Source organism: Lactococcus sp. S64, from assembly GCF_016516525.1.
Classification (GTDB): domain Bacteria; phylum Bacillota; class Bacilli; order Lactobacillales; family Streptococcaceae; genus Lactococcus; species Lactococcus lactis.
Window position 1 is genome coordinate 100559 of sequence record NZ_JACVUQ010000008.1, and the last position, 6176, is coordinate 106734.

The 6176-nt window shown below is 33.6% G+C and carries 5 protein-coding genes; 1 reads left to right on the forward strand and 4 read right to left on the reverse strand.

Going from position 1 to position 6176, the window contains the following annotated elements; translation table 11 throughout:
• The first annotated feature begins 8 nt into the window (after positions 1–8).
• Complete coding sequence (locus IAE51_RS09465) at positions 9–854, forward strand: nitronate monooxygenase family protein (RefSeq protein ID WP_200095239.1); 846 nt, start codon at positions 9–11, stop codon at positions 852–854.
• Positions 855–930: 76 nt separating this feature from the next.
• Here the strand turns inward: IAE51_RS09465 and esaA are convergent, their stop codons facing one another.
• From esaA to IAE51_RS09485, 4 genes are all read right to left on the reverse strand, one after another.
• Positions 931–3738, reverse strand: coding sequence for a type VII secretion protein EsaA (gene esaA, locus IAE51_RS09470; protein WP_200095241.1), 2808 nt, complete (start codon positions 3736–3738; stop codon positions 931–933).
• A gap of 94 nt (positions 3739–3832) precedes the next feature.
• Positions 3833–4147 carry a DUF4176 domain-containing protein gene (locus IAE51_RS09475; RefSeq protein ID WP_200095243.1) on the reverse strand — a complete coding sequence of 105 codons (315 nt, stop codon included), beginning with the start codon at positions 4145–4147 and terminating at the stop codon, positions 3833–3835.
• Positions 4148–4164: 17 nt separating this feature from the next.
• Positions 4165–5037 carry a hypothetical protein gene (locus tag IAE51_RS09480; RefSeq protein ID WP_200095245.1) on the reverse strand — a complete coding sequence of 291 codons (873 nt, stop codon included), beginning with the start codon at positions 5035–5037 and terminating at the stop codon, positions 4165–4167.
• Positions 5030–6176, reverse strand: a 1147-nt coding sequence (locus IAE51_RS09485) for a hypothetical protein (RefSeq protein WP_200095248.1), incomplete at its 5' end; no start/stop codon positions are given. The genes IAE51_RS09480 and IAE51_RS09485, both read right to left, overlap by 8 nt.

Below are 6176 nucleotides of genomic sequence, written 5' to 3' on the forward strand. Positions count from 1 at the left end.
AGAATTAAATGACTTGGTATCACGAATTAGGAATAAAATATCCTCTTTTTCAAGGTGGAATGGCTTGGGCTTCTAATGCTGAATTAGTAGCTGCTGTTTCAAACAATGGAGCTTTGGGAATTATTGGTAGCGGCGGACGGACAGCAAATGAACTGAGAAGAATGATAAGAAAAACAAAAACTCTCACTTCACAGCCTTTTGGCGTTAATTTAATGTTACTCGATAAAAATATCAAGCAACTTTTAGAAGTGATTTGTGAAGAAAAAATATCAGTAGTGACAACTGGTGCAGGAAGTCCTAAAGAAATTATTGATACTATAATTGCTAATAATATCAAACTTTTCCCTGTGGTTCCCAATAAAGAAATTGCCCTAAAAATGTTAAAACTTCCTATCTTCGGAATCATTGTAGAAGGAAATGAAGCAGGAGGTCACGTGGGGAGCCAAAACTTGGCCTCACTTCTCAAAGAAATTGCTCCAATCTGTCCCTTACCGCTCATCGCTGCTGGTGGAATTTATGATCACCATACTGCTTCTTTGGCTAATATTTTAGGTGCAAATGGAGTACAAGTTGGCACCGCCTTTTTATTGGCAAAAGAATGTCAAATTTCACCAATTTACCAAGAATTAATCTGCAAAAGTGAAGAAAATGGAACAAGTTTAATCTCAGATAAGAATGGCCATCTGACCAGACTATTAAATATCTCATCAGAATATCCTTTAAATAAATCATTGAAAGCCGCAGTAGAAAAAGGTGATTTAATCAATGGTGCATTTATGGCTGGTAGCTCTTCTGCTTATCTTGAAAAAATTGAGCCTGTTGAAACTATTATTCAACGAATTATGAAAAAATAATTGATTTTTAGGCTTCAACCAAAAATAAAAAATGCTATCCATTATTTTAGATAGCATCTTTTTTTAACTGATTATGTCAATTATTGATATTTGTCTGTTTTCGATTTGATATCATTCTTGAAATCATTGTTCCAAGTATTCCAATCATCACTCCAATAATTAACAGAAGTGGCCATCTCCAATCAAATCCTTTCTTGACTGAAGTGAAAGCACTGGTAAGATTTTTGATACTCAAAGGTTGTGCAAAGAAATCAAATAATTGATTTTTATCAGCTTCCTGACTGTGAGTATTAGCTAATACCTTACCGAAATTCTTATTATAATCTTTACTGTCTTTAAGTGAAGTATTTCCTATATTTAAAAGATTATCAGTATTTTTTAACAACTTTTCAGCAGAGGTTTTTGTTTCTTGAGTTGTTGTAACCATTTGGGTAAACTCATTGCCATTATCTTTAATCAATTGAGCGCTTTTAGAAGTTTCGTCAGCACTTTTAGCTGTTGAAGTTGATAAATCTGAAATAGTTTTATACAAATCATCACTTGCTGCTGTATCTTGATAAAGAGCCGTATCATCAGAGTTATATTCTTTCCAAGATTTTAAAGCTAAACTTTGATTTCCGTTTTTCTTCCATGAATCATACTGTTGATTAATTGAAGTCATCGTTGTAGAATACCAATCTTCCAAATCTTTGATTTTTTGATTGAAAACATCATTTGGTAAGTTTTTAGCCAAAATATCTCTGTTTTTAGTTAATACATCAATACTTGCATTCAAGTCTTGAATGGATTTAATTAAATCATCAATATTATTATGTCCACTCTCTTTATAGTTTTGAACATCTTCATCGCTTAATTTATCTTTACGTTTAGCAATATCAATATTTCCATATAAATAATAAATAGACTCTTTGGATAAAATCTTAAAGTCAGCAAGACTAGCAGGATTTGGAAGGTTTCTTAACATGTCAGACAAGTCATAACTTGGCTTTCCATAAATCCAAGTTATGAGATTAGCAGTATCATCAATTTGGCCTAATAAGTCAGCAATCTCTCCAAATTTATTTCCTCCTAGATATTCTGAAATTTCATTTGCTGGGAAAAGAGTATAAGTTGCCGAAGTATTGTTCTCATTACCATTTACACCCCACGAGAACTCAACTGTGGTATTAGAAATTTTATTTAATAAGACATTATAATAAATGGTAAAGGTTGAATCAGAATCATTTGGCTCGTTTGTTACGCTTCCATCAGAATTAGTTTTTTCATGGTCTTTATTATAAAGTAAAAGTCCACTAGTGCCATCACCTTTGATCTGACCATCATTTGTTGCATTAGAAGACTGATCATCATAATTCACTTGAACATTTGCTGGTGAGTTTGTTTTAAGACGATAGCTCTCTCCTTTTGGTACTTTTATTGTTAATTTTTGTGTAAAGCTTTGTTCATCCCTATCAACTGCAGGAGCATCTCCAAATTTCGCTTGTCCAGGACTTAAATTAGGGATTACACTTCCATAACGATTAATCAAATCTAGTTCATTTTCATACTTAGCTGTAGTGATTCCATTTGCTTGCATAGCAGTAAACAAAGCTGAATAATCTTGACTTGTCCATGCGATTTTAGATAATGAATAGTTCAATTTATTCATATAATCAGTTGAACCAAAGCTATCTGTCTGAACAAATGAGCTTCCTAATTTTTGAGCAAGTGCTTCTCTAGCATTATCATCTTTTTGATAATCATCTGCTATCTGTTCATCATCAAAATTTGAATTATTCAATCCTGGACTAGTTTTAGCAAAAAATTGTGTGTAAAGTTTATTTTCTAAGTCAATTAAGTGATCTCGGTTAGTTGTTAGACTTTCAATTTGGTTATTGATATCATCATGAACACCAGTAATTACCGTATTATAATCTTTCACTTGATTTTGCAGATTAGTTAGGACTCCTGATTCAGTAGTCTCATCTTTTTTATAGAAATTAAACAAGTTATTAAGTGTATTAGTATGTGAATCATCAAATTGTTTAAAATACACTTTTTGATCATCTTCTGACTGATTAGTGATTCCTTGATTTCCATTTTTAAGATTGACATCAGTGATTTGTTTTTGAGTATTAAAATATTGTTGTAGCCCTGTTAATTGGCCTGTGAAGGTTTTACTAGTTGAATCAAGCATTGATTGAGTTGATTTCGTAAAACTGTTTTGAGATGAAATCCACGCGCTATTTTCTGATTTCAATCCATTGGCAGAAGAAATCACAGAAGAATAATTTTGGTTAGTGGATTGAAAAGGACCATAGACCTGATGAGATAAAGTCGATAAGACGTTATCTTGATTCGTAATTACATCATTCATATTATTCTGTGCTTCTGAAATATTCCCTGCCACAGAAGCGTAGTACATTTTAACAATGTTTTGATTAAAATCTTTTAAGACACTCGTAATTTTATCATTAAGAATATTTTGAGATAAAGCGGACTGACTCGCTTGTAATTTATAGTTGACTTGCGACTTAATCGGATTAATATCTTGTAAAGTCAAAATATCATGAGAAAAAGCTTGGGGAATATAAATGACAGCATCCACCGATTTATCGGCATAAGCACGGTCAGCTACAGAACGTGAGACGACTTGCCAGTTATATTTCGTATCACCTGAGACTAAGCTAACAAAATCCTTCCCAAAATGATAGTCTTTTTTATTAAAAGTTGACGAACTATCTTCATTGACAAGGGCAATGGTTGGTTTTGAGACTGTCTTCTGGGTTTTACTACTCCTACTTAAATAGACCACCGTAGCAATAAGGAGTATCGTCACTATCGATAGTAAACTGATGATAATCCAACGTGTTTTCTTAAACTTTTTTTCTAGTTTTTTATTCATAAATTTTCCTTTTTATTTCAACTAATTACTACTAACGACTGTTCAAGTCATCACTAATAATTAGTAGAAGTGTCCCTACTAATTACTTATCAAACTAGAAACCAAAAGTTTCATCAGTTTGAGACTTATTTTCTTTATCCAAGTCTTCTTTCCATTCTTCATAGACTCTGACATATCGTTCTTCTTCTTCATCAGAAAATCCTTCAAAAATGATTTGGTCAATATCTTCATTATTGAAAAATAACGCATCTTGTGGATCAATTCCATTGGGATAAACCACTCCAACATAATCACTAAAACTTTGACCATCACCATTATCAAATGATGCACCGCGTCCAACAACCATTAGTTTTGCAGTACCTTCCTTCAAATAAACGATTGAACCGAGTGGTAATATTTTTTCTGACATTTTAATTTCCTTTTCTTTTACTTTAATTTCTTTTTAGCAATTCTTTTCGCTTTACGTTTCCCATACCATTGCTCATCTGTGACTCGCCATAAGACACGATATTGTTCCGCATACTTTGCAAAATAGAAACTGCTAACAAACATTTTCATTGGCCCTACACTAAATAGTGTAAGAATTCCAAAATAAATCGGTCCTGCAAGCATCCAAACGAAACTCCATAATGTAAAACTCCCCCACATTCCCAGTCTAACTGTAAAGATATTAATCAACAATAAAGCGAATGGGACAAGCCAAATCTTTTTCAGAAATGCCCATATCTTAGAGATATAGGAAGACTGTTCATCGATACTTTTTTTATATAACTCTTGCTTTATACTATTAATTCTTGACGCCATACAACTGAAGAAAAATGACAAGCCATACACGCAAATGAGTGTAAAGCCAAGCCAACCTGTTGCACCCAAAGTAGCTCCTAAAAGCATTGGCATCAGCGAGAAATCTAGTAAAATAATCAAAAATAAAAGATTTAAGATACCAAACATCCGCTGTACCATATAATTTTTTTTAGGAAAAAAATTTAAAAAAATTGTTATTCCAATTATCAGTAGGATAACTAATATCAGCGGACGAAGAAACATAAAATATTGTCCGCCATACACAATCCATTTTAAATCACCTTTAGTCATGCCAACTGTCTCTGGAAATCCAATTCCTAAACCATATGATATTCCTCCTAAGAAGAACCAAGGAATAACTAAGAACAATCTTCGAGATAGTTTTTCAGAATCAGATATCCCTAAATCATAATAAAAGGGTCTATTTTTAGAAAATAGATTAGGACTGAGTGTTTTAGACTCATCAAATGATGCATTGAACAATGTCTTATCCATAAGCGTGTTTACCTCCTCCAAGGAAGGAGGTGACCTTATTCCATGCACCTTTTGCTGCTTTACCGACAGTTTTACCTACGTCATCAGCTTTATCAACTAACCAGTCTCCACCTTTTTCAATTTTTCCGTAAACCCAATCCTTTGATCCTCCTGGTATAGCCCCCCAAATAGAGTTAACCGCTCCTAATGCAAATCCAACCCCTGCTCCAATAGGACCTCCAACCGTTGCTCCTGCAAGTGCACCTTCAATAGGTCCAGCACTCTTCAACTGATTAACTCCTGCATGAACAACAGACTTACCGGATTTTTGGAATACATCTCCCTTTTCTTTATTAAAATCTGTGACAATATCATAACCTACAACAAGTCCCATGCCAACCCAACCAGCTTTGCCAGCCACTTTTCCTAATGGCTTCAGTTTTGCTAACTTAGTTCCTGCAGTTATTGCACCTTTCTTGACAAAATCTGAAGCCCATCCTGCATATTCACCCAATGGCTTCGTATATTTAGCCATCCCTTTAAAGTCTTTTAACTTTTCTATGCTTTTTAGAAATTGATTAAAGCTTCCATCCATTGAAGACAATAATTTCTTAGCTGCTGGATTATCCAGACTTCTTAATTGTTTTTTTATAGAACGCCAATCTTGCATCAAATAGTTGAAAGTCTTTTCTCCGTGCAAGCCAAAACCTATAAATTTTCCTCTTGTAAGACTACCCGGTTTCATCATAGCCATAATAGCAAGAAAATTCTTAGCTCCAAATGTATTTTTACCCATTTTATTTTGCAAAGAATGATAGATATCCATGAAATCTTTATACGGCATTCCCGCCCGTTTTGCTGCTTCTACAAGTTCATTTTTACTTGGTTCTACATTTTTAGATTTATTAAACCAAGACTTATCCATTCCTTCTGGTAAACTGTAAGACCCATCTGAATTAATTTTACTCCCATTGAGCACCATCACCCCTTGCATGGCAACCTTCAAATTTGAGACACTATCATGAAATAGATGATTAGTTTGAGAATTAAATTGGCGAAGTTTACTTAGCTTTTCTTTCGTTTTACGAATTTCTTCCTCAACACTATTGCCCCAACTAGACAATTGATTTTTGGCATCTGTAAACTGATGAATAGCATTA